Source organism: Streptomyces sp. NPDC098789 (assembly GCF_044759975.1).
Taxonomy (GTDB): Bacteria; Actinomycetota; Actinomycetes; order Streptomycetales; family Streptomycetaceae; genus Streptomyces.
The window spans coordinates 175,905-195,034 of sequence record NZ_JBIWAJ010000002.1; the positions used below are offsets into that span (position 1 = coordinate 175,905).

Annotated in this window: 21 protein-coding genes and 1 tRNA gene; 11 read left to right on the forward strand and 11 right to left on the reverse strand. The window is 73.7% G+C overall.

What is annotated here, in order from left to right:
• Positions 1-27: 27 nt before the first annotated feature.
• Genes ACIQWR_RS05075 through ACIQWR_RS05090 form a run of 4 tightly spaced genes read right to left on the reverse strand, consistent with a single transcriptional unit; the run spans position 28 to position 4,988 of the window.
• The gene (locus tag ACIQWR_RS05075; RefSeq protein ID WP_404005209.1) at positions 28-1,383 is read right to left on the reverse strand and encodes an AAA domain-containing protein; all 1,356 of its coding nucleotides are present in this window, start codon (positions 1,381-1,383) and stop codon (positions 28-30) included.
• A complete protein-coding gene (locus ACIQWR_RS05080; protein ID WP_404005210.1) occupies positions 1,380-2,969 on the reverse strand; it encodes a hypothetical protein in 1,590 nt (529 codons plus the stop codon). The genes ACIQWR_RS05075 and ACIQWR_RS05080 overlap by 4 nt, the downstream gene beginning before the upstream one ends.
• Positions 2,957-4,123 (reverse strand): hypothetical protein, encoded by a 1,167-nt coding sequence (locus tag ACIQWR_RS05085; RefSeq protein WP_404005212.1) that lies wholly within the window; start codon positions 4,121-4,123, stop codon positions 2,957-2,959. Before ACIQWR_RS05085 ends, ACIQWR_RS05080 begins: the two co-directional genes overlap by 13 nt.
• Positions 4,062-4,988, reverse strand: a complete 927-nt coding sequence (locus tag ACIQWR_RS05090) for a phosphatase PAP2 family protein (protein WP_404005214.1) — start codon at positions 4,986-4,988, stop codon at positions 4,062-4,064. Before ACIQWR_RS05090 ends, ACIQWR_RS05085 begins: the two co-directional genes overlap by 62 nt.
• Positions 4,989-5,142: 154 nt before the next feature.
• Here ACIQWR_RS05090 and ACIQWR_RS05095 point away from each other — a divergent pair, with 154 nt between their 5' ends.
• Positions 5,143-5,739 carry a histidine phosphatase family protein gene (locus tag ACIQWR_RS05095; protein ID WP_404005215.1) on the forward strand — a complete coding sequence of 199 codons (597 nt, stop codon included), beginning with the start codon at positions 5,143-5,145 and terminating at the stop codon, positions 5,737-5,739.
• A gap of 48 nt (positions 5,740-5,787) precedes the next feature.
• Here the strand turns inward: ACIQWR_RS05095 and ACIQWR_RS05100 are convergent, their stop codons facing one another.
• Complete coding sequence (locus ACIQWR_RS05100) at positions 5,788-7,131, reverse strand: tetratricopeptide repeat protein (RefSeq protein WP_404005216.1); 1,344 nt, start codon at positions 7,129-7,131, stop codon at positions 5,788-5,790.
• Between the two features lie 258 nt (positions 7,132-7,389).
• Between ACIQWR_RS05100 and ACIQWR_RS05105 the strand changes: the two genes are divergently transcribed.
• Both ACIQWR_RS05105 and ACIQWR_RS05110 read left to right on the forward strand, forming a co-directional pair.
• Entirely contained in the window at positions 7,390-7,812 is a 423-nt protein-coding gene (locus tag ACIQWR_RS05105) for a hypothetical protein (protein WP_404005218.1), read from the forward strand.
• Positions 7,813-7,859: 47 nt separating this feature from the next.
• Positions 7,860-8,768: a spermidine synthase gene (locus tag ACIQWR_RS05110; protein ID WP_404005219.1), complete on the forward strand. Its 909-nt coding sequence runs from the start codon at positions 7,860-7,862 to the stop codon at positions 8,766-8,768.
• Positions 8,769-8,795: 27 nt separating this feature from the next.
• Here ACIQWR_RS05110 and ACIQWR_RS05115 read toward each other — a convergent pair whose 3' ends face one another.
• Entirely contained in the window at positions 8,796-9,332 is a 537-nt protein-coding gene (locus tag ACIQWR_RS05115) for a hypothetical protein (RefSeq protein WP_404005220.1), read from the reverse strand.
• Positions 9,333-9,411: 79 nt separating this feature from the next.
• On the opposite strand from ACIQWR_RS05115, the gene ACIQWR_RS05120 reads away from it, so the two are divergent.
• The 6 genes from ACIQWR_RS05120 to ACIQWR_RS05145 all read left to right on the forward strand — a co-directional run bounded on the left by ACIQWR_RS05120 (position 9,412) and on the right by ACIQWR_RS05145 (position 13,651).
• On the forward strand, positions 9,412-10,101 hold the full coding sequence (locus ACIQWR_RS05120) for a response regulator transcription factor (RefSeq protein WP_385772660.1): 690 nt from the start codon (positions 9,412-9,414) through the stop codon (positions 10,099-10,101).
• Between the two features lie 43 nt (positions 10,102-10,144).
• On the forward strand, positions 10,145-11,545 hold the full coding sequence (locus tag ACIQWR_RS05125; protein ID WP_404005221.1) for a sensor histidine kinase: 1,401 nt from the start codon (positions 10,145-10,147) through the stop codon (positions 11,543-11,545).
• Positions 11,546-11,659: 114 nt separating this feature from the next.
• Positions 11,660-11,824 (forward strand): DUF5993 family protein, encoded by a 165-nt coding sequence (locus tag ACIQWR_RS05130; RefSeq protein ID WP_404005222.1) that lies wholly within the window; start codon positions 11,660-11,662, stop codon positions 11,822-11,824.
• An 11-nt stretch (positions 11,825-11,835) separates the two neighbouring features.
• Positions 11,836-12,471, forward strand: a complete 636-nt coding sequence (locus ACIQWR_RS05135) for a disulfide bond formation protein B (RefSeq protein ID WP_404005223.1) — start codon at positions 11,836-11,838, stop codon at positions 12,469-12,471.
• A gap of 97 nt (positions 12,472-12,568) precedes the next feature.
• A complete protein-coding gene (locus ACIQWR_RS05140) occupies positions 12,569-13,282 on the forward strand; it encodes an NADPH-dependent F420 reductase (RefSeq protein WP_404005224.1) in 714 nt (237 codons plus the stop codon).
• 66 nt (positions 13,283-13,348) lie between these two features.
• Positions 13,349-13,651, forward strand: a complete 303-nt coding sequence (locus tag ACIQWR_RS05145) for a hypothetical protein (protein WP_399266985.1) — start codon at positions 13,349-13,351, stop codon at positions 13,649-13,651.
• A gap of 9 nt (positions 13,652-13,660) precedes the next feature.
• Here the strand turns inward: ACIQWR_RS05145 and ACIQWR_RS05150 are convergent, their stop codons facing one another.
• Positions 13,661-14,179 carry a MarR family winged helix-turn-helix transcriptional regulator gene (locus ACIQWR_RS05150; RefSeq protein ID WP_404005225.1) on the reverse strand — a complete coding sequence of 173 codons (519 nt, stop codon included), beginning with the start codon at positions 14,177-14,179 and terminating at the stop codon, positions 13,661-13,663.
• 165 nt (positions 14,180-14,344) lie between these two features.
• Here ACIQWR_RS05150 and ACIQWR_RS05155 point away from each other — a divergent pair, with 165 nt between their 5' ends.
• Positions 14,345-15,268, forward strand: a complete 924-nt coding sequence (locus ACIQWR_RS05155; protein WP_404005227.1) for an NAD(P)H-binding protein — start codon at positions 14,345-14,347, stop codon at positions 15,266-15,268.
• Here ACIQWR_RS05155 and ACIQWR_RS05160 read toward each other — a convergent pair.
• The 4 genes from ACIQWR_RS05160 to ACIQWR_RS05175 form a co-directional block, all read right to left on the reverse strand.
• Positions 15,250-15,322 (reverse strand) — tRNA-His (locus ACIQWR_RS05160). The two genes, ACIQWR_RS05155 and ACIQWR_RS05160, sit on opposite strands and share 19 nt — an antisense overlap.
• A 105-nt stretch (positions 15,323-15,427) precedes the next feature.
• Entirely contained in the window at positions 15,428-16,030 is a 603-nt protein-coding gene (gene orn / locus ACIQWR_RS05165) for an oligoribonuclease (protein ID WP_385772676.1), read from the reverse strand.
• Between the two features lie 154 nt (positions 16,031-16,184).
• Complete coding sequence (locus ACIQWR_RS05170; protein ID WP_354382488.1) at positions 16,185-17,357, reverse strand: helix-turn-helix domain-containing protein; 1,173 nt, start codon at positions 17,355-17,357, stop codon at positions 16,185-16,187.
• A 376-nt stretch (positions 17,358-17,733) separates the two neighbouring features.
• On the reverse strand, positions 17,734-18,054 hold the full coding sequence (locus ACIQWR_RS05175) for a hypothetical protein (protein ID WP_404005228.1): 321 nt from the start codon (positions 18,052-18,054) through the stop codon (positions 17,734-17,736).
• 415 nt (positions 18,055-18,469) lie between these two features.
• Here ACIQWR_RS05175 and ACIQWR_RS05180 point away from each other — a divergent pair, with 415 nt between their 5' ends.
• On the forward strand, positions 18,470-19,000 hold the full coding sequence (locus tag ACIQWR_RS05180) for a universal stress protein (RefSeq protein ID WP_404005230.1): 531 nt from the start codon (positions 18,470-18,472) through the stop codon (positions 18,998-19,000).
• The last annotated feature ends 130 nt before the right edge of the window (positions 19,001-19,130 follow it).

Here is a 19,130-nt window from a genome sequence, read left to right on the forward strand (position 1 = left end):
ACCCCTCCCGCGTGTCGCGCGCCGTGGCTACGGCTTCCAGGCGACCCGGTGCTCCGAGAGGTGTGCCAGGACCGAGTGGTTGGCCTCCCACCCGTCCGGGAACTTCATGGTCACGCCCAGCTGGACCGGTTCCGTCGAGGGGTGGTCGTCCAGGAGGCGCGCTATGCCCGCGCGGGCCACCACCACGCAGGCGTGCCGGTGGCGGGAGGCCAGGACGCACAGCCGGCCCGTCTCCAGGTGGAAGGCCGTCGCGTCCGGGCGGCCCGACAGGGGGTGCAGGACCACCGTGAGGTCGTACTCGCGGCCCTGGAGCCGGTTCGCGGTGTCCACCGTCACCCCGGTGACCCCCAGCCCGGCCAGGGCCGCGCGGATCGCCGCGGCCTGGTCGCGGTGGGCCGTGCCGACCGCGATGCGGTCCGCGGTCAGCGGCGCCGGACCCGGGCCGCGCTCGTCCGTGGTCACCGCGCCCCGGTCCAGCGCCCGCCGGACCACCAGGGCCACCGCCCCCACCGCCTCCGGGTCGGTGCGCGGCGTGTGCCGGGCCGGCAGCTCCAGCAGGCCCCACCCGGACTCGGCGGCCTCGTCGAGGACCCGGTCAGGACCCGACCCGTCCGAGGGCACGCCGTACGAGAGCCGCCGCTCACCGTGGTCCGTGCCGCTGCGGAAGCGGGCGTACGGGTAGAAGGCGCGGGAGACCAGCGGCGCGGCCGACGCCGGGAGCCGCCAGGACACCGGCAGCCGGTGCTGCGGCAGCTGCGGGTTGTGCGCGAGCAGGGTGGAGACCGCGGAGGCGGACGGGTCGTAGGACAGGCCCGCCCACTGCTCGGCGCCGACCACGCTGAAGGGGTCGAGCTGGCCCGGATCGCCCACGAACAGCGCCCGTTCGAACAGGCCGGCCACGGCCAGCAGCGCGTCGGAGCGCATCTGGTACGCCTCGTCCACGATCGCGTGCTCCCACGGCTCCACGTTCTGGGTGTGGGCCCACTTCGCCGCCGTCGAGATGACGACCGGCAGCCCGGCCAGGTCGCCCGCCTTCGCCGAGAGCGTCACCGACTCCAGCTCCAGCAGCGCCTTGTCGTAGGCGTCGCCGTCACTGCTGTGCAGCCGCCCCACCCGCAGCTGCGGGTCCTTCTCGGCGAGCCGCAGCACCAGGTCGTCCACCTGCGCGTTGGTCTGCGCCACGATCATCATCCGGCGCCCCGCCGCGGCGAGCTCCCGGGCCGCCCGCACCACCAGGGTGGACTTCCCGGCCCCGGGCGGGGAATCGACGACCACGCCCCGCTCGGCGCCGTGCAGGGTGTCGTGCAGGATCGCCTCGGTGGCCCGCGCGGCGGCGGCGCCCGGGTCGGCATCCGGCGCGGGCGCGGACAGGATCGTGGTCACAGGATGTCCTCGTCGGTCACGGCGTCGGGCTGCGGCGCCGTGGCGGAGCCCGCGGAGCCGGGCGGTCCGCCGTGCGTCCACGGCGTGTTCTCCGGGTCGGGCAGCTTCGGCCCGCCCCGCGCGTCGTGCTCGAAGAGCGTCCAGCACACCCGGTCGCCCTTGCCCGGCACCGAGCCCGCGTCCGGCTCCTTGCCGCGGCCCATCTTGTCCAGCAGCCGCAGCACCAGCAGCCCGTCCTCCTTGGGCCCGGCGTAGCCCACGAACTCGGCCGACTGCGGGCGCCCGTCCAGCGCGCGGTACACCTTCGCCCGGCCGCCGTCCTCGGGCAGCTGCGGCCGGTCCTCCGTCGCCACCGTCACCAGCGGGCGGGGACTGGGCCGCTTGGCCTGCGTCCACTCCATGACCACCTCGGTGACCTCGCCGGCGAAGGCCTCGCCCGCGAGCCGCCGCCCCGCCATCACCAGCGGGTCGTCCAGCGCCTCCTGGGCTTCCACCCGGACCTGCTCGGTCTCGCGGGTGGCCAGCTTCTGCGCCGCCGTCACCGCGTCGTCACGACGGGGCTGCGGAGGCTCGCCCGCCCGGACCCGGTCCCGGTGGCCGGTGAAGGACCAGCGGTCACGGGTCCAGCGCTGTTCGACGTACGCGCCCTCGGGCAGCCCGTGCAGCAGGTCCAGGGACCGCCACACCGCGTCCCAGGTCGGCCGCAGCTGCGACTCGACCAGCCGGTGCACCTCGCGGCCGGCCCGCTCCACCGCCTCCTCGACGCGCGGATCGGCGCCGCGGGCCGCGTCGAAGCGGCTCATGGCGGGAGCCAGCAGCCGGTTGTCGAAGGCCGGGTCGGTGGCGGGCCCCGCCGGGGGGACGAGCAGCTGACCGTCCCGGTCCCGACCCAGCTCCGCGCGCAGCGCGGCCGCCGCGCCCGATTCCCCCGCCGGCGGGTCCAGCCAGGCCAGCACCGCGCCCAGGTGCTGGTCCTCCAGATTGCTCTGACCGCTCGCCCAGTGCCGGGCCAGCAGTTCCGTCGCGGACAGCAGCATCGAGGAGCCCGGCACCCGGGAGCGCTCCGCGAGATGGGTGAACCAGCGGCCGAGCAGCGGCACCAGCGGCGGAGCGGGGTAGGGGGCGTCCGGATCCTCCTCGGCCGTCCGCCGGAACCGCATCGAGCGCCCCAGCAGCCGGACGTACTCGACGCCCGCCCGGCTCGGCACGATCAGCTGCGGCGCGTCCGCGCACAGCTCGGCGGCCACCTTGACCTTCTTGCCGGTCGTCGGGTCCGTCTCGGTCCGCTCGGCCGCCTCGACCTCGTCCGCGTACGCGTCGAGGTACGGCACCACCTCGTCCGCCAGCGCGGCGAGGAACCGCCAGCGCAGGTCCCGGTCGCGCGGCTGCGTCACGACGAGCAGCCGCGGCCGCTCCCGGTCGGTGCCCACCAGCGCGCCCAGCGGGGCCCCCGCCTCGCCCGCCGTGGTCAGCGGGACGAACACCAGCGGGCGGGCGCCCAGGTGCCGGTGCCGGACGGTGGCCAAGGGCTGCGCGCGCCCCGCGCGGACGGCCTGGAGCCGGGCCAGTGTGCTCAGCAGGGGCATGCGACGGCCTCCGGAAGCGGGTCCGAGCGGACGGCGGAGAATTCCAGGGCCTCGGCGCGCAGCCGGGCCGCCCGGTACAGCGCCTCGGCGGTCGGATCGCCGGGCGCGCCCGCTCCGGCGGCGGCCGCCAGCGCCGCGCCGACCGTGGTCAGCGCGCCCAGCTCGCCCCGGACGGACCGGCCGAGCGCGCCCGCCGCATCGGCCGCGCGGGACCGCTCCCGGCAGTGGAAGGCCAGCTCGCAGGAGGCCAGGCACTCGGGGGCGTAGGCGGCGTCGACCGCCTCGACCGCCTCGGTCAGCTCGTCGGCGGGCCGGGCCGGGTCGAAGCTCAGCCCCTCGGGCAGCTCCGCGGCCAGCTCCTCGATCCGGGTGAGCCGGGCCAGCTGGCGCGCCGTCACCGAGCGCTGCTTGCGGATGTCGAGGACCGCCGCGGTGGGCAGGTTGGAGAAGTCCTTGGGGCAGACCAGCAGGGCCGCGTGCGCGACGGTGGCGCCCGTCAGCACGGCGGCGATCCGCTCCAGGGCCAGCACGTAGACCGCGGACTGGCGGGCCGCGGCGCCGGCCTTCGCCGCGTCCGCCGTCCCGTCGATCATCGGGAAGGACTTGATCTCGACGACGGTCCAGCGTCCGTCGGGATGCACCACGACGGCGTCGGGCTCCAGGTAGGCGGGGGAGCCGGCGACCTCCAGCGCGAGCATCGGATGGTCGAGCAGGGTCCAGGCGGCCGCCGCCGTCGCCTCGCGCAGCGCCAGCGCGGTCCGCGCGGCGCGGCCCTCGGGCCCGGCCGCGGTCAGGTCGGGGACGAGGGCGCCCCGGGTCGGCGCTTCGGCCCCGGCGCCCAGGTGCGCGTGCACCAGGCGCAGCAGCTCGGCGCCGCCGTCGCCCTTGACCTTGGCCTCGAAGGAGTTGCCGCGGATCATCGCGAACTGCGACTGCCCGAAGCCGGCCGGCGAGCCGAGCGCCGAGGCCAGCGCGGTCTTGTCCACCCCGGCGCCGTCCAACAGCGCCCGTCTGCCGCAGCCGGGGTTGGCGGCGAGGGCCGCCAGCGCCCGGGCGTCGAGCGGGCGTGGCGGCACGGCGGGGCCGCGCAGATCAGCGAGCCGTTGCCGGAGCGTCGTCGGCTGCGGGGGGCCGCTGGGCGGGAAGGAGCTCACCCGCGGAAGTCTCCCATCCGCCACTGACAATCGTGGACTTACGGCGGAAACCGGCTCCCGGCGCAGTGGCGGCCGAGGCGGCCGAGGCCACCGGGGTCGCAGTGGCAGGAGCGGCAGCGGCAGCGGCAGCGGCGGACCGGCGTCCGGCGAGCCGCTCCACGCCCAGCGCGATCAGGAAGCCGACGCCCATGACGCCCGCTCCGGCGACGGCGTCGAGGAAGTAGTGGTTGGCGGTGCCCATCACGACGAGGGTGGTCAGCAGCGGGTACGCCGCGCCCAGCACCCGCAGCAGCGGGTGGCGCCCGTAGCGCCACAGCAGCACCCCGCACCACAGCGCCCAGCCGACGTGCAGGCTCGGCATCGCCGCGTACTGGTTGGTGAAGGAGCCGAGCCCGCGCGGTGCGCTGGCCTCGGCGCCCCACCAGCCGTACGCGCTGTACTGGGCCATGGTGTCGGTGAACCCGTGGGCGAGGTGGAGCAGCCGCGGCGGGCAGGTGGGCACCAGGGCGAAGCCGACGAGCCCGAGCAGGGTGGAGGAGACCAGCCAGGTCCGGGCCGTGCGGTAGCGCTCGGGGCGCCGGTGGTAGACCCAGATCAGTACGGCCGGGGTGACCAGGTAGTGCAGCGAGGCGTAGACGAAGTCGGCGGGTATGCCGAGCCACGCGTGGGTGCTGAAGAGCCGGTTGAGGGGGCTCTCGAAGTCGATGGACAGGCCGCGCTCGAAACGCAGGATCGCGAGGCCGTGATCGACGGCGAGCTGCACGTCGCCCCGGGCCAGGAGCCGGCCGCCCGAATAGGCGCCGTACACGAGGCCCAGGAGCAGCAGTTCGGCCCACCATCGAGTGGGCCGTCGCCAATTAGTCATACGGTGTAAGACGCGGATGAGCGCCGGGAGGTTGCCTGGCGTTCGTGTGATGGATGATGGCCTGAAGACAGACCATATGATCCACGGCATACGCGCGACAACGCTGGCGAAGCTGACAACGCCGGTGAACCCTCACGGACCGGGAGAAAACGACATGGCCCCCCGCATCCTGCTGGCCCGCCACGGACAGACCGCCTGGTCCTTGTCCGGCAAGCACACGGGACGTACGGACGTCCCGCTGCTGGAAGAGGGGAAGCGGGGCGCGAAGCTGCTCGGCGAGCGCCTGGTCCGCGACCCCTGGGCGGGCCTGCCGGGGATCGAGGTCCGCACCAGCCCGCTGATCCGCGCGAGCGAGAGCTGCGACCTCGCGGGCTTCGGGCTCCAGGCGACGCCCTGGGACACCCTCATGGAGTGGGACTACGGCGACTACGAGGGCATGACCCCGGCCGAGATCCACGCGGTCCAACCCGGTTGGCTCATCTGGCGCGACGGGGCGCGCGGCGGCGAGACGATCGCCGACGTCTCCGCGCGGGCGGACGAGGTGGTCACCTGGGCCCGCTCGTCCGAGCGCGACGTGCTGATCTTCGCCCACGGCCACATCCTGCGGGCCCTCGCCGCCCGCTGGCTCGGCCTGGACCTCTCCTTCGGCGCCCGGATCAAACTGGACCCGACCTCGCTGTCCGTCCTCGGCTGGGCCTACGGAGACCCGGCGCTGGAGCGCTGGAACGACACCGGGCACCTGGACACGTAGGCGCGTGGGCGCAGGGCCGAGCGACCGCGGGGGCCGGCCCCCGCCGGGTCAGGTCGAGGCGTGCCGGGTCAGGAAGGCGCCGACGCGCGGTGAGCGCTGGTGCGGGACCAGCGCGCGGGCCGTCCCGGACAGCATCGACTCGACCCGGGTCGACTGCACCTCGGCCAGCAGGTCCAGGACCCGGTGGCCCGCCCAGGCCGCCTCGTCCGGGGCGCCCGCGCGGGCCAGGTCGTCGGCCAGCTCCGAGGTGTAGAGGGCGACGTTGCGGGCGAAGTGCGGGTCCTGGAGGTCGGCGGCCCGCCGCGCGTGCCGGGCGGCGCGGGAGTACTCGCCCAGGGCCGCCCAGCAGCGGGCCTCCAGGAACTCCAGCTCCGCCTCGCCGAAGAACGACATCCACTCGGGGTCGGCGGCGGCCGGGCCGCGCGAGAAGTGGGTGTGGGCGCGGGTCAGCGCGTCCTCGCAGGACCTGCGGTCCGCCATCCCGGCCCAGCCGCCCGCCTCGCGCAGGGCCAGCAGGGACAGCAGCCGGGCGGAGCCGAGGCTGCGGGCCGCCCGGGCGCCGGCCTGGGCCGCCCGGACGGATTCGCGGGGCCGCCCGCAGTCCCCGGCGAGGAAGGCGGCGTTGCTGAAAGCGTGCGCTTCCAGGGCCGCGTCCCCGGAGACCCGGGCGGTGGCGAGGGCCTCCGCGTAGTGCGAACGCGCGTCCTCGAAGCGGCCCGAGTCGTGGGCCAGCCAGCCCACCGAGATGGCCAGCTCGCCGGCGCCCGCGTGCAGCCGGTCCTCGGTGGACTGGCGGGTGGCGCCGGCGTCCAGCAGCGCGTAGGCGGTGCGCAGCGGTTCGGCGGCCTTGCGGTAGAGGGCGTCCGCGCCGTGCCGGTCGTCCAGCAGGCGGATCTGGCGTACGGCGTCCTCGACCGCCGCGGCCTCGGACTCACCGGCCCGCGCGGGGACCCGGCGGTTGTCGCCGAGGAGGGTCAGGTTGAGCGTCGCGGCCGCCGCGACGGTCGCGGAGCCACCCGCCATGAATGCGCGACGCAGCACGTCGCTCTCCTTGGAGGAATGCGTGAAGCCTGGGAACAGGGACAGGGGTGCTGAGGGGATCCGGGGCGAGGGGATCCGGTGCGCGGACCGGCCGCGTACCGCCTCGCGGGGGGAGAAGCCGAGATCGGCGAGCGTCCGCCCGGGAAACATGTGCAGAAAGACGCGCTCGTAGGCGTAGTTGGGACAGCGGATCTCCCCCGACTCGACCCGACCGATGTAGCGGGCGTCGCAGGAAACCGTTTCTCCGATCTCTTTCGCCGCCCGGCGCACCATGCCCGCGAACTCAGCGGGGGAACGCTGTCCCCGGAGGCGTCGGAACGACGAGTTGGGTGAGTGGGGGGACGCCGCCATGGACGTGGCCTCTCTGGCGAGGAACGCTGCCGGCGATCTGGGGCCCGGCGCGCACGAACGTACCGCCAGGGAGGGGCGACCCACACGGTGTTTGCCTACAAAACGGATATCTCACCCGCGATCCGCCATGAACTGCCATCCTTTGCGGCGTCCTGTCGCCGCACCCGTTGACGACTCCGTGCGTTGAACCATGCGGACCGGGAGGAGACTCCCGGCCGGCACGCGCATCGAGGAGGGGTTCCCTTGTTGGAGGGCGGCATGGAGACCAGTGGCACGAACACCGCGACCGAGCCGGGCACGGCCCCGACCGGAACCCTGGCGGGCGCCCCGGCCCCGGACCTGGTGACCGTGCCCGCACGACAGGGGCTGGAGGCGGTGGACATCATCCGCCGCGCCGCCGCCCGGGACAGCGGAGTGGGCCCGGTCCTGCACGACGACTCCGGCGACACCCTCGGGTTCCTGGTGCCGCCCGGCACCGCCGACGCCTGGGACATGCCGGGCAGCGCCTGTACGCAGACCAACGGGCGTGGGATCCGGCTCTTCGGGGATTCCCCCACGGCGGGCGGCACCGGCTGGCTGCTGCCCCCGGACAGCACCGGTCCGGTCACCGATCCGGAGGTGCTGCGCGCAGCCCTCGGCGAGGCGGCCCGGCTGATCGAGGCCGCCGACAACTGCCGCTGAGGCAGCGGTGACGGGCTCGTGAGCTGGGACGACGTCATAATGGCGGCATGGCAAAGGGTAGGCAGCGCGGCGAACGGGGCGGCAGCGGGAGCGGCAGTGCGAGCGGGAGCGGACGCACGGCGGCCGCCGGGCCCCTCGTCGGGCCGGTCGACGGCGGCACGGCGGAGCTGGCACCGGACCGCGAGCGCTCCCACGCCTGGACCCTGCTGATCGACGGCGCCCCGCAGTCCCACGTGGACCTGGACGACCCGCAGTACCTGGACTTCTCCTACCAGCGCCGGATCGGGCACCTCATCGACCTGGTCGCGCCCGCCCGACAGCCCCTCAACGTGCTGCACCTGGGCGGCGGAGCCTTCACCCTGGCCCGCTACACCGCGGCCACCCGCCCCCGCTCCACCCAGCAGGTCGTGGAGATCGACGCGGGCCTGGTGGCCTTCGTACGGGCCCACCTCCCGCTGGACCCCCAGGCGCGGGTCCGGGTCCGGACCACCGACGCCCGGGCCGGGATGGGCAAGGTCCCGGACGGCTGGGCGGACCTCGTGATCGCCGACGTGTTCGGCGGCGCGCGCACCCCCGCGCACCTGACCAGCACCGAGTTCCTGGACGACGTGCGCCGGGTGCTGAACCCCACGGGGTGGTACGTCGCCAACCTCGCGGACGGTCCGCCGCTCGCGCACCTGCGGGGGCAGATCGCCACCGCCGCCTCCCGGTTCGGGCAGCTGGCGATGGCCGCTGACCCGGTGGTCTGGCGGGGCAAGCGCTTCGGCAACGCGGTGCTCGTGGCCGCCGACCGGGAGCTGCCGGTCGCCGAATTCACCCGGCGGGTGGCGAGCGACCCGCATCCGGGGCGGGTCGAGCACGGACGCGAACTGGCCGCCTTCGCGGGCGGCGCCGCGCCGGTGGCCGACGCGGCCGCGGTGGCCTCGCCGGCGCCGCCGCCGTCCGTCTTCCGCTGAGCGCGGTCCACCGGCTGCGATCCGGCCTCAGCCGTCGACGACCTCGACCAGCGGCGGGTGCCCGTTCCAGGTGCAGAAGACGGACACCGCCCGGTTGTCCCGGGTGAAGTTCACCCGGATCCACTCCGACTGCTTCCACACCTGCATCCGCCACCCCGCGTCCGGGGTCGCGGAGACCAACTGCCCCGCGGCGCCGCCGAGGTCGAAGACGACCCGGCCGCCCGTGACCGCGTAGCTGCGCACGCTCCCGCCGTCCTCGCCCCCGGGCCGGCCGTACGACTGCTCCCGCGGCGGCGGCGAGGACGTCCGGGCGCTCGGTGACGGGACCGCGGCGGACGCGGACGCGCTCGGCGACGGAGCGGGGGAGGACGGGGCGGAGGACGCGGGGGCGGGCGTCCGGGCGTCCCCGGTCGAGGAGGAGCGCGGCAGCGCGGTCAGCGGCACGGCGCGCGGAGGATCGTAGGCCGTACCGGACATGACGGTGTGCACGCCCCACCACGAGAGCGTCACCGCTGCTCCGGTCGCCAGCGTCCAGGCCAGTGCGTGGACAAGTCCTCGATGCATCAGGGGTCATACTGCACCACCCGATCGAGTGGCGGTCCGAGGGCTCCGGGGGTCCCTCTAATGGCGTACGGTGCCGCTCATGGCAAGTGTGCTCGTGGTCGAGGACGACCAGTTCGTACGTTCCGCCCTCATCCGGCACCTGACCGAGGCCTCCCACACCGTGCGGAGCGTCGGCACCGCCCTGGAGGCCCTGCGCGAGGTCGCGCACCACCGCTTCGACGTGGTCATCCTGGACCTCGGGCTGCCCGACCTGGACGGTTCGGAGGCGCTGAAGATGCTGCGCGGGATCACCGACGTACCGGTGATCATCGCGACCGCGCGCGACGACGAGGCGGAGATCGTCCGGCTGCTCAACGACGGGGCCGACGACTACCTCATCAAGCCCTTCTCCGTCGAGCACCTCTCCGCCCGGATGGCCGCCGTCCTGCGCCGCTCGCGCGCCGCCACCGGCGCCGAACCGCCCTCGCGGGTGCTGCGGGTGGGCGGGCTGGCCATCGACCCGCTGCGCCGCCAGGCCGAGCTGGACGGGGCCGTACTGGACCTGACCCGGCGCGAGTTCGACCTGCTGACCTTCCTGGCCGGGCGGCCCGGGGTGGTCGTGGCCCGGCGGGAGCTGCTGGCCGAGGTGTGGCAGCAGTCCTACGGCGACGACCAGACGATCGACGTCCACCTGTCCTGGCTGCGCCGCAAGCTCGGCGAGACGGCGGCCAGCCCGCGCTACCTGCACACGCTGCGGGGTGTGGGCGTCAAGCTGGAGCCGCCCCTGTGAGCCCCGCCGACGGTGTGGGCCCCGACCCCGCGGGCGGCCCGCGATGAGGTGGGCGCTCGTCAAGGTGTGCCTCGCGGTCACCACCATGGTCGTCGCGGCCTTCGCCGTCCCGCTCGGGCTGGTCGTCCGGGAGATGGCCAGCGACCGGGCCTTCTCCAACGCCGAACGGCAGGCCGCCACCATCGGCCCCACCCTCTCCATCACCACCGACCCGCTCCAGCTGCGCAAGGCCGTCGAGTCCACGCAGATGGGCGCGGCCCGCCGGATGGCCGTGCACGTCCCGGCCGTCGCCGGCGCCGCCGCGGTGGACATCGGCGGGCCCGGGGAGAGCGGCGCGGGCTGGGCGGGAGCGCAGGCGGTCGCCGAGACCCGCGGCTACGGGCGCGGGATGACCACGTCGGTGGCGGGCGGCGGTTCGGCGCTGCTCCAGCCGACCGCCCTCTCCTCCGGCGACATCGCGGTGATCGAGATCTACGTGCCGGAGAGCGAGGTCAGCAACGGGGTCACCACGGCCTGGCTGGTCCTCGCGGGCGTCGGACTCGCCCTGATCGTGGGCTCGGTGGCGGTCGCGGACCGGCTCGGCGCGCGCCTGGTGCGCCCGGCCGAACGCCTCGCGGACGCCGCGCACCGGCTCGGCGAGGGGAAGCTGGGCGCGCGGGTGCCCGAGGAGGGGCCGAAGGAACTCCGCTCGGCCGCCGTCGCGTTCAACTCCATGGCGGACCAGGTCGTGGAACTCCTCGCCAGCGAGCGGGAGCTGGCCGCCGACCTCTCGCACCGGCTGCGCACGCCGCTGACGGTGCTGCGGCTCAACGCGGCCTCACTAGGGGACGGTCCGGCGGCCGAGCAGACCCGGGCCGCCGTCGAACAGCTGGAGCGCGAGGTGGACACCATCATCCGGACCGCGCGCGAGCAGCGGCCGACCGCCGCGCAGGGCTTCTCGGGCGGCGGGTGCGACGCCTCGGAGGTGATCCGGGAGCGGATGGACTTCTGGTCGGCGCTGGCCGAGGACGAGGGCCGCGAGGTGCGGCTGGCGGGCGTGGACCGGGTGGTGCGGATCCCCGTGGCCCGGCCGGAACTGACCGCCGCGCTGGACGCGATGCTCGGCAACGTCTTCCGGCACACCCCCGAGGGCACCCCCTTCGCGGTGGACGTGCACGACGCGACGGACGCGGTGATCGTGCTGGTCTCGGACGCGGGGCCGGGGATCGCCGACCCGGACGCGGCGCTGCGGCGCGGGAACGACGGGGGCCGGGACGGGTCCACGGGCCTGGGCCTGGACATCGTGCGCCGGGTCGCGGAATCGACCGGCGGGGACGTCCGGCTGGGGCGCTCGGTGCTCGGGGGGACCGAGGTGCGGGTGTGGATCGCGCTGGACGGGCGGACCCGCGGCGGGTCGGCCGGGGCGCGCGGCCGCCGGGGCGGTCGGCGCAAGCGGAGCAGGTGAGGTCGGGGCCGCCGGGGCGGGGTTCGTCACGGGGGCGGCGCAAGTGACGTAACCGCAGGCGGGCGGGGGCGCGCCTCGTGAGGGGCGCGGCGTGCGATCGGTACGGTCCGGCGCATGGACACCCTAATCTTCGGCGGCCTCCTCGCCACGATGATCGCGATGTGCCGGGACTCGTCCCGGACGATCGTGCTCTGCGCCTGGTGGGTCATGCTGCTCGCCGTGATCCTGCTGATGGCGCACCACATCACCAGCAGCCTCGCCCTGACCCTGAGCTACTGACCGTGGCCGCGATGCGCAGCATCATGCCCGAGGCACCGCTGGAGGGCGGGCTGCTGGGGCGGGTCCAGTACTGGTTCGCCTGCGTCTTCGCCATCGGCTGGACGGGGGTCGTCTGCGGGGGCCTCTTCTTCCAGTTCGGGCTCTGGGAGTACCCGTGCCCGCTCTGCATCGTGCAGCGGATGTTCATGCTGCTGGCCGCGATGGGGGCCGCGTACATCATCCGGACGGGCATCCGCACGGGGGCGGTGACCGGGCGGGACTACATGATGGGCTGGGGGCTGGCCCTGGTCGCGGTGATCGCCGGCTCCTTCGCCTCCTGGCGGCAGACGATGCTGCACATCCTGCCGGGGGACAAGGGGTTCGGGAGCGAGGTCCTCGGCCTGCACCTGTACGTCTGGGCGTGGGTGCTCTTCCAGGCCTCGGTGGTCGCGATCGGCATCGTCCTCGCCTTCGCGCACGCGACGGCGGACCGGGCGGTGCCGGAGGACGGGCCGTACCGGACGGTGGGGCTGTTCGCGCTGTGGTTCCTCGGCGCGGTGATCGCGGTGAACGTGGTGGCCGTCTTCTTCGAGGAGGGGTTCCACTGGTTCCTCCCCGACGACCCGACGAAGTACCGGCTGCTCTACGACATCGGGATCCTCGACTGACGGCAGCGGCCGCATCCTGTTGGTGCCGCGGCCCGGTCAGCCCTTACCTTCAGGGTCGTTGAGACCTCAACTCACGCTCCACGAAGGGAAGTCCGCAATGCGCTACGCAGTCCTCGGCACCGGGGTCGTCGGCCGGACGCTCGCGGGGAAGCTCGTCTCCGTCGGCCACGACGTGGTGATCGGCACCCGGGACCCGGCCGCCACGCTCGCCCACACGAGCGACGACCCCGCGGCCCCGTCCTACGCCGACTGGCAGGCGGCCCACCCCGAGGTGGGGCTGGCCGCCTTCGCGCGGGCCGCGGAAGGGGCCGAGGTGCTGGTCAACGCGACCGGCGGTCGGGCCAGCCTGCTGGCGCTGGCCACGGTGGACCCCGCCCACCTGGAGGGGAAGGTGCTGATCGACATCGCCAACCCCCTCGACTTCTCCCGCGGGTTCCCGCCCGGCCTGGATCCGGTCGACAGCGACAGCCTCGGCGAGCAGATCCAGCGCGCCCACCCGGGGCTGCGCGTGGTCAAGACCCTCAACACCATGCAGTGCGCGGTGATGGTCGACCCGGGCCGGGTCGCCGGTGAGCACCACGTCTTCGTCTCCGGGGACGACGCGGAGGCGAAGAAGGAGGTGCGGGAGCTGCTGTACTCCTTCGGCTGGCCGCAGGACGCCGTCCTCGACCTCGGCGGGATCGAGACCGCGCGGGGCACCGAGATGCTGCTGCCGATCTGGCTGCGGCTGATGGGCTCCCTGGGGCACGCCGAGTTCAACTTCCACATCCAGGGCGCGGGCGCCGCGGGCGGCGGTGGCGAGGGCCACTGACGGGTGCGGACGTGTTGCCGGGGCGGGTGGGCGCGCGGAGTGTGGGCGTGACGGAAGGAGTCACGCATGAGAGTCATGCTCCGCGCCCATTTCGACACCACCGCCGCCAATGAGGGCATCAAGAGCGGCGCCCTGCCCGCGGCGGTGGGCAGGATGATGGACACCCTGAAGCCGGAGGCCGCCTACTTCGGGCTGTCGGAGGGGGTGCGGACCTGTTGGCTCGTCTTCGACATGCAGGACAGCTCGCAGCTGCCGCCCGTGGGCGAGGACCTCTTCATGCAGTTCAACGCGGAGGTGGAGATCTCTCCCGTGATGAACCGCGACGACCTGGCGAAGGGGTTGGAGGCGCTGAAGGCGACGAGCGGCTGACGGCCGCCCTCAGCCGGTCGGTGCGTCGGCCGTGCCCGAGGCGAGGCGGTGGGCCTGGGCGCGGCCGACTTCGGCGGCGCGGTGCAGGTAGTCCGCGATGACGTGGAGCTCCGCGTCCGAATAGCTCGCCAGTACCTCGCCGAAGGCGCGGCCCGGGGTCTCCCAGGCCGCGCCGATGCGTGCGCGGGCCTCGGGGGCGAGGGCGACGAGGGAGCGGCGGCGGTCGTGCGGATCGGCCTGCCGCTCGACGATGCCCGCCTTGACCATGCGGTCCACGAGGCGGGTGGCCGAGCCCGAGGTCAGGCCGGTGAGGCGGGCGATGTCCCCGGTGCTGACGGGGCCGGGCTCGATGTCGAGGAGCGCGATGCACTGCAGGTCGGTGGGGTGCAGGCCGACGTGGTCGGCCATGGCCTGGCTGAAGAGGGAGTAGTCGGCGTAGTGCCGCTGGCTCTCGGTGATGACGCGCGCGAGCAGCTCGGCGCGGCTCCAGGCCGGGGAATCACCCGAAGGAAGTGAATCGGTTGACATCGGCATCTCCGTGCTCCAAATTTAACTGTGTGACGCAGAGATTGTGTCGCACAGAATCTGCGTCACATGTTCATCGTAACCGGGCGCACCGCCGAACGCGCGGCACCCCGCAGATCAACCCGCAGATCAACCCGTAGATCAAGCCGTAGGAAAGGACCCACCGTCATGACCGTCCTCATCACCGGAGGCCGCGGAGCCGTCGCCCGAGGTCTCGCCGCCCTCCTCGCCGAGCGCGGCGCCGCATATCGGCTCGCCTCCCGCGAGCCCACGGGTGCGCCCCCGGGGGCCGTGCACTGCGATCTGACCGACCCCGGGACCTTCCCGGCCGCCCTCGAAGGCATCCGCTCGGTGTTCCTGTACGCCGCTGCCGAGCACATCGACGCCTTCGTCGAGGAAGCCGTCCGCGCCGGAGTGGAGCACGTCGTGCTGCTGTCCTCCTCCAGCGTCCTGGACCCCGGCGCCCGCGAGAACGCCCTGGCCGCGTCCCACCTCGCCGTGGAGGAGGCCCTGCTGGCCGCGCCGCTGCGCACCACGCTGCTCCGCCCCGGCTCCTTCGCGAGCAATGCCCGCAGCTGGGCCCGGTCCATCCGCTCCGGGGCGGCGGTGCAGCTGCCCCACCCCGGCTCGCACAGCGATCCCGTCCATGAGGCGGACCTCGCCGAAGCGGCCTTCGCCGTCCTCGCCGACCCGGAGCTCGGTGGCCGCACCCACACCCTGACGGGGCCGCGGTCGCTGACCTTCCTGGACCAGCTGGAGGTGCTCGCCGAGGTGCTGGGGCGGCCCGTGGCCCACGAGGAGGTGACCCCGCAGGCCTGGAAGGACTCGGTCGCCGCGTACCTCCCCGGGCCGTACGCCGATGCGCTCCTGGCCCACTGGGCCGCCGGGGTCGGGGTCCCCGCGCGGATATCCGGGTCCGTGGAGCTCCTCACCGGGCACCCGGCCCGTTCCTTCGCCGCCTGGGTCGAGGACCACAGGGAGGAGTTCGGCGGTTCCGCAAACGCGAAGGGCCCCGGTCCGCTCGCGCGTACCGGGGCCCTTCAACAGGGCCGCGTACCGGGGCCCTTCAACAGGGTGAGTGACGGGACTTGAACCCGCGGCCACCTGGACCACAACCAGGTGCTCTACCAACTGAGCTACACCCACCATGCCCGGCGGGAATCCCGACCGGCCGATTAAAAGGGTACAGGGTCCGAGAGGGTGCTCGCTCCCACCTTTTCGCCGGCCCATGGGCACCCGCCCGATGGGCCGCTATTCGGCGGGGACGACGTGCTTCGCGGCGATGGTGCGCGCGGTGTCCGAGTCCGGTCCGGGCTGCGGGACGAAGACCGCTTCGCGGTAGTAGCGCAGCTCGGCGATGGACTCCTTGATGTCCGCGAGCGCCCGGTGGTTGCCGCTCTTGGGCGGGCTGTTGAAGTAGGCCCGCGGGTACCAGCGGCGCGCCAGCTCCTTGATCGAGGACACGTCCACGATCCGGTAGTGCATGTAGGCCTCCAGCGTGGCCATGTCGCGCAGCAGGAAGCCGCGGTCGGTGCCGACCGAGTTCCCGCACAGCGGGGCCTTGCCCGGCTCCTTGACGTGCTCCCGTACGTAGGCCAGGACCTGGGCCTCGGCGTCCGCCAGGGTGGTCCCGGCCGCCAGTTCGTCGAGCAGGCCGGACGAGGTGTGCATCTCGCGCACCACGTCGGGCATGGTCTCCAGGGCGGCGTCCGGCGGGCGGATCACGATGTCCACGCCTTCGCCGAGCACATTGAGCTCCGAGTCGGTGACCAGTGCGGCCACCTCGATAAGTGCGTCGTCCGCCAACGAGAGCCCGGTCATCTCGCAGTCGATCCACACCATGCGATCGTTCATGCGTCCCACCTTATGCGGAGCTTCCCCCTCTACGGGCCTCCCGGCGGGCGCGGGTGTGCGCCAGTGTGCGCCCCCGCCGGAACGCGCAGGTCCCCCCGGCCCTGATCAAGGGTCGGAGGGACCTGCCGTTCGGCGGTGTACGCCCGGGCGGGGACTACGCGTGCTCGCGCAGGACCCGGCCGGGGGAGTACAGCTCGGTCACCGACGGTCCGGTGGCCGCCAGGGCGGCCGCGGCCCGCTGGGGCTGCGGCGTGCGCTGGTGCGGAACCGGCCCGTCCGAGAGCTGCGACACCTGCGGCACGTCGACCTGCGGCCGGCGCGCCCGGTAGGCCGAGCGGTAGGCGGCGGGAGAGGACCCCAGCTGCCGCCGGAAGTGCCCGCGCAGCGCGACCGGCGAGCGGAAACCACAGCGCCCGGCGACCTCGTCGACCGAGTAGTCGGAGGTCTCCAGCAGCCGCTGTGCCTGGAGCACCCGCTGGGTGATCAGCCACTGCAACGGCGCGCTGCCGGTCAGCGAACGGAACCGCCGGTCGAAGGTGCGCCTGCTCATGTAGGCGCGCGCCGCCAGCGTCTCCACGTCGAACTGCTCGTGGAGGTGTTCCAGTGCCCAGGCGACGACCTCGGCGAGCGGATCGGCGCCGATCTCCTCCGGCAGCGACCGGTCGAGATAGCGCTCCTGGCCCCCGGTGCGGCGCGGCGGCACGACGAGTCGGCGGGCCAGTGCCCCGGCCGCCTCACTGCCGTGGTCCGTGCGCACGATGTGGAGGCACAGGTCGATTCCGGCCGCGGTGCCCGCGGACGTCAGCACGTCGCCGTCGTCCACGAAGAGTTCGCGCGGATCGACATGGACGGACGGGTACCGCTTGGCCAGCGTCGGCGCGTACATCCAGTGCGTCGTCGCGGGTCGGCCGTCGAGCAGACCGGCAGCGGCGAGCACGAAGGCTCCCGTGCACAGCCCGACGATCCGGGCCCCCTCCTCGTGCGCCTGACGCAGTGCGTCGAGCGCCTCCGGCGGTGGCGGCGAAGTGATGGAGCGCCAGGCCGGGACGACGACCGTGCCTGCCCGGGCGATCGCCTCCAACCCGTACGGCGCGGTCAGTTCGAGCCCGCCGGTGGTCCGCAGCGGACCGTCCTCCCCGGCGCACACGAGCAGTCGATAGCGTGGAACTCCCGCGTCCTGCCGGTCAATGCCGAACACGGAGAGTGGAATGGAACTCTCGAAGATCGGACCGCCGCTGAAGAGCAGCACCGCAACAATTTCCCTGCGGCGGCGCCCTGCGAGCTTCCGGCCGGCGTCCGCGACGACGGCGGTGGAATCCTGGCTCATGGCGCTAAGCCCCCCTTGGGTGTCGCGACTCCTTGGTCTGGTCGCACCTGCACGTTTCCCCTCGGCCTTGCACGTGGATCCCCCGCCGTAAATACATGATCGAATCTACTGCGTCCCGTGGTGTCGGCGTGACAAGTTCACCACGCAGCGCTATGTCGACTTGGCAACTTGGCGAAAAGCATTCGATCAGGAACCCTTCCACTCCGCCAGGCGGGTGGGAAGTGCGCCGTCCGCTGCTGGCCAGTACACGTAGGGTCTGGGCGCTCCTGCGGCTCTGTCGTCCCTGGTGGTAGGGGGATTGGCCGGGGCTTCCGGCAAAGGTCGGGTCCGGAAGTGAAGTTGGCTGAAAACATGCGGGCGCGAGTGTGCGAATAAGTCATTCGTGGGTGGAGATCCCGCCGGAACCATGGCATCCGCGGTGTGTTCCGGCCCCGGCGCGGGAGTGCCGGCCGCGGGGTACGGCCCCCGGAGGGAGCGCTACCGGAACCCGGGCCGCGGTCCGTTGGGTCTTCTCCGAGTGGCGCAGCATCACCCGGCACACCGCGGTGACCGTCACCAGCCCCAGGGTCGCGACGGCGGCGCCGTCGAAGGAGGTCCCGTAGACGACGAGGACCACGGGGACGAGCAGGCAGCTGAAGGCGGCCCAGCGCACCACGTCACCCGCGGGGTCGTCGCCGGGCTGGCGAGCCGGGTGCACGGACGAGTGAACGGCCGCGTGGCGGGAATGCGGGAGGGGCGGGGCGGACTGTGTCGGCGGAGCTGGCTGGACGGGGTGGACCGGATGACCGGGCACGGCGTACTCCCTGCGGGCTCTTCCTGGACGGTCGGACCCTTGTCCAACGCCGGGCGGCGCGGCTCGGTCACTGCGCGCACGGGTGGCTCGTCACTGCCTGTAGGGGGCAGCGGCCATTGCCAAGGAGCCCTGGCTCCGGCATGCTCCCTTCGACGCTCTCCAAGGGCGGCAAGGGACGGCAAGCCCTGTGCACGGCAGGAGTGTCGCCGTACCCTGGGGGGTAAGGGCTTGGGAAGATGGTTTCCCGGACAGACCCCCGTCACCCTGAGTCGCCGATTCCGCGCGACCCTGATCCCGAGGACCTTTCGCCGAGACGCCCATGGCCGGTCACGAATTCTCCGAACCCGCGGACCGCAAGCGCAAACCCGTCGCCGACTCCGTGTCGAGCGACCTGCGCGCGGTGGAACAGACACGTCTCGCCTGCGACCCGGCCTTCCGGCACGGGGTCGTGGTGGGATTCGACGGCTCGATGTCCAGCGAGCGCGCGCTCGCCTATGCGATCGGGATGGCCCGCCGCTCCGGCTCCGGCCTGATCATCGTCCATGTGGCCAATCGGCTGCCCACCACCGTGTGGGCGGGCTGTGAGCCGCCGGTCTTCGTGGACGTCCCGGACCACCGCACCGAGGTGCTCGGGCTGGAACTCGCCTGTGCCGACTATCTGACCGAGATCCCGTGGATCCTGGTGGAGCGCGGCGGGGACATCTGCCACGAGCTGGAGGAGGTCGGCCGCGAGTACTCGGCCGACGCCATCGTGGTCGGCTCCACGCAGGGCTTCGTCGGGCGCATCTTCGGCTCGGTGGCCGGACGCCTCGCGAAGCGCGCCCAGCGGCCGGTCGTCGTCATTCCGTGAGCCGTCCCGTGACGCGTCCCACCGTGCGTCCCGTGACGCGCCCACGGATCGCTCCGCCGATCATCCCGTGACCGGTTGTGTTCGCTCCGTGACCCAGCCGTGACCCGTCGCGTGGTGGATTGAGCGGTTG

Coding starts and splice junctions, on each gene's coding strand:
- ACIQWR_RS05080 (WP_404005210.1), bottom strand. CDS start 2,969: ATGCCCCTGCTGAGCACACTGGCCCGGCTCCAGGCCGTCCGCGCGGGG.
- ACIQWR_RS05090 (WP_404005214.1), bottom strand. CDS start 4,988: ATGACTAATTGGCGACGGCCCACTCGATGGTGGGCCGAACTGCTGCTC.
- ACIQWR_RS05095 (WP_404005215.1), top strand. CDS start 5,143: ATGGCCCCCCGCATCCTGCTGGCCCGCCACGGACAGACCGCCTGGTCC.
- ACIQWR_RS05100 (WP_404005216.1), bottom strand. CDS start 7,131: ATGGCGGCGTCCCCCCACTCACCCAACTCGTCGTTCCGACGCCTCCGG.
- ACIQWR_RS05105 (WP_404005218.1), top strand. CDS start 7,390: ATGGAGACCAGTGGCACGAACACCGCGACCGAGCCGGGCACGGCCCCG.
- ACIQWR_RS05110 (WP_404005219.1), top strand. CDS start 7,860: ATGGCAAAGGGTAGGCAGCGCGGCGAACGGGGCGGCAGCGGGAGCGGC.
- ACIQWR_RS05115 (WP_404005220.1), bottom strand. CDS start 9,332: ATGCATCGAGGACTTGTCCACGCACTGGCCTGGACGCTGGCGACCGGA.
- ACIQWR_RS05120 (WP_385772660.1), top strand. CDS start 9,412: ATGGCAAGTGTGCTCGTGGTCGAGGACGACCAGTTCGTACGTTCCGCC.
- ACIQWR_RS05125 (WP_404005221.1), top strand. CDS start 10,145: ATGAGGTGGGCGCTCGTCAAGGTGTGCCTCGCGGTCACCACCATGGTC.
- ACIQWR_RS05130 (WP_404005222.1), top strand. CDS start 11,660: ATGGACACCCTAATCTTCGGCGGCCTCCTCGCCACGATGATCGCGATG.
- ACIQWR_RS05135 (WP_404005223.1), top strand. CDS start 11,836: ATGCGCAGCATCATGCCCGAGGCACCGCTGGAGGGCGGGCTGCTGGGG.
- ACIQWR_RS05140 (WP_404005224.1), top strand. CDS start 12,569: ATGCGCTACGCAGTCCTCGGCACCGGGGTCGTCGGCCGGACGCTCGCG.
- ACIQWR_RS05145 (WP_399266985.1), top strand. CDS start 13,349: ATGAGAGTCATGCTCCGCGCCCATTTCGACACCACCGCCGCCAATGAG.
- ACIQWR_RS05150 (WP_404005225.1), bottom strand. CDS start 14,179: ATGTCAACCGATTCACTTCCTTCGGGTGATTCCCCGGCCTGGAGCCGC.
- ACIQWR_RS05155 (WP_404005227.1), top strand. CDS start 14,345: ATGACCGTCCTCATCACCGGAGGCCGCGGAGCCGTCGCCCGAGGTCTC.
- orn (WP_385772676.1), bottom strand. CDS start 16,030: ATGAACGATCGCATGGTGTGGATCGACTGCGAGATGACCGGGCTCTCG.
- ACIQWR_RS05170 (WP_354382488.1), bottom strand. CDS start 17,357: ATGAGCCAGGATTCCACCGCCGTCGTCGCGGACGCCGGCCGGAAGCTC.
- ACIQWR_RS05180 (WP_404005230.1), top strand. CDS start 18,470: ATGGCCGGTCACGAATTCTCCGAACCCGCGGACCGCAAGCGCAAACCC.